Source organism: Dyadobacter sp. CY261 (genome assembly GCF_021440085.1).
GTDB lineage: Bacteria > Bacteroidota > Bacteroidia > Cytophagales > Spirosomataceae > Dyadobacter.
The window spans coordinates 1-1,963 of the sequence record NZ_JAKCPW010000047.1 but is presented as its reverse complement, the minus strand read 5'-3'; the positions used below and the strand labels follow the sequence as shown (position 1 = coordinate 1,963).

Genomic DNA, 1,963 nt, shown 5'->3' with positions numbered 1-1,963 from the left:
GTACTCCTTGCAGAAACGGCAGTGTCTTTGGCTGTAATAGCCGTATTCCGTGCTGTGATCGCGGCCGTACGCGCAGAAACTGCCGTATCCTTTGCGATAAGCGCCGCAGTGGCCATTTGTGTAGCAGCCGACGCCTTTACAATCGCGGTATCAGCTGCTATTTGGGCATCAATTTTGGAAGAATCTGCATACTGGGCAGACAACCATGAATTATAACTGTCTCCGGCAATCTGGACCTCGATAATGTCAAGCGAAATTTTTCCCAGCGTTGGCGTTCCGCCGCCCGTTCCTGGCTTTAAATCCGTGACAAGCCTACGTATCCTTGGATTTCCCCATGAAATGTAGCATTGGGAGAGCATCGGCAAAGATGCGATCTGCTGCTGGGTAAATGATACGGTGACGTAGTTTGAATGAACGTCAACATCGATCGCGGTTGAATCTATCAGGCGCAGCGCATCCCGGTAAACCTCAGCGACGACCGGGCCCTCAATCACATATCCGGGTTTAACTTGAAAGCTGAACGAAAAAGGGCTAAGTTTTGACACCTGAAAGCCTGGCAGCTTAGGCGGCCGGGTGTTGATATCCGGAAGAGTTTGCCCGTGTGCGATAAAAGAGGCTAGAAGTAACCACAAAAAAGCAATGCGTTTCATTTTATTGATGAAGTATGTTAGTTTAAAAATTCTCCCATTGGAAGTGCATTCCATCTTTCGAAGCGGCCGACCAGTCCGCCCCGCATATCCACCCGATATCCCGCCACACCTGTACGAACTCGTCGGACCAGGTTACTTTACCACGAAAGGGATTCAGTGCCGCATTCAGGTCTACCGCGATCCCCCAGGAGTGTGTTGATATGCCAGAACTACCGCGCTTTGGCCGGATATTGAAACAGCCGTCCCACGTCTCGATTTCCTCGTGCAGGCCCGTTGATATTAGCTTCCTCAGCGTGGTTTTCAGCGGTATCAGGATAATCCGGTTCAGATAGATTCTTTTCGGTATTGCCGGAATGGCTTCACGGATATCGTCGGGCACCTCCCATACCATCATCCACATTCTTTCGAATGTCAGGCGGTTTTTGTACGGATCGCCGAACTTGGCGATCAGCTGTGCTTGCGTTTTCATCACCATCCTATTTTATAAAGCCAGCGTCCAAGCCAGTCTTTCTTTGACCGGCACCCCTTGTAAACAATCAACCGCTCGGTAAGCAGCGCAGCAAACAGAAATATGAATGTTGCAGCCTGCGGCCCATACCAAATGCCAGCAGCACAGAAGAGTACTACCAAATACCTGTAAAGCTTTCTACCGATCGTATCGGTTCTTCTATTGTTCAGTGTCCGATGTGACACAATCGTAAGAATGAGGATGAATAAGCAAACTGCTATCGTCACCACATTAAGCAGGATTTCCATTTTCGTTGTCTAGTTTTTTGAGAAGTTTACCGCGAACAGCATGCATTACCTGTTCAAAGCTGTATACAACCGCACCGGTTATCATAGCCGCAATGGAAGGGTTTGCAACCCCCAGCCAGTGGATGACCACGCCAGGCACGATAAGCGCACTAACAAGGCCCATGATGAGCATTGAAATTACCTTCCTCTTCGAGGGCGCAACCTCTGTCTCATAGATCCGGTACAGCGTGAAAAGCGTAGCCGAAAAAAAGGATACGATCCACATTTCAGGGGGAACCCCAAATCGTTTAAATAACTCTTCCATTGGATTATTCATATTTTCAAGCCTATCAATAAACCGCCAACTACACCGGCGCCTAAACCGATCCGGAAACCTATCCAGAACCTGGCATTGGATTTCTTCCTTTCCGATCGCATCGCGGCTTCAAAACCTTTTGCCTGCAATTCAACTTGCAAGCCTGACAGACGCACGGCGTTTCGTAGCTCTGCAACTTCTTTTGTTTGGGATTCATAAGCTGATCTTAAACTGAATAGGGTGGGTTTTAATAACTCATATC

The 1,963-nt window shown here is 48.5% G+C and carries 5 protein-coding genes; all 5 read right to left on the bottom strand.

Going from position 1 to position 1,963, the window contains the following annotated elements:
• Positions 1-650 (bottom strand): hypothetical protein (locus LZD49_RS35195; protein WP_234673322.1); only part of this gene is annotated, 650 nt, incomplete at its 3' end.
• A gap of 22 nt (positions 651-672) precedes the next feature.
• Complete coding sequence (locus tag LZD49_RS35190) at positions 673-1,119, bottom strand: M15 family metallopeptidase (protein ID WP_234673320.1); 447 nt, start codon at positions 1,117-1,119, stop codon at positions 673-675.
• A complete protein-coding gene (locus tag LZD49_RS35185; protein ID WP_234673318.1) occupies positions 1,119-1,406 on the bottom strand; it encodes a hypothetical protein in 288 nt (95 codons plus the stop codon). The genes LZD49_RS35190 and LZD49_RS35185 overlap by 1 nt, the downstream gene beginning before the upstream one ends.
• Positions 1,390-1,710, bottom strand: a complete 321-nt coding sequence (locus LZD49_RS35180; protein ID WP_234673302.1) for a hypothetical protein — start codon at positions 1,708-1,710, stop codon at positions 1,390-1,392. The genes LZD49_RS35185 and LZD49_RS35180 overlap by 17 nt, the downstream gene beginning before the upstream one ends.
• A gap of 8 nt (positions 1,711-1,718) precedes the next feature.
• On the bottom strand, positions 1,719-1,963 hold a 245-nt coding region (locus LZD49_RS35175), incomplete at its 5' end, for a hypothetical protein (RefSeq protein WP_234673301.1).

Excerpts from the sequence above, each read along its gene's own strand:
- LZD49_RS35180 (WP_234673302.1), bottom strand. The coding sequence starts at position 1,710 with ATGGAAGAGTTATTTAAACGATTTGGGGTTCCCCCTGAAATGTGGATC.
- LZD49_RS35190 (WP_234673320.1), bottom strand. The coding sequence starts at position 1,119 with ATGAAAACGCAAGCACAGCTGATCGCCAAGTTCGGCGATCCGTACAAA.
- LZD49_RS35185 (WP_234673318.1), bottom strand. The coding sequence starts at position 1,406 with ATGGAAATCCTGCTTAATGTGGTGACGATAGCAGTTTGCTTATTCATC.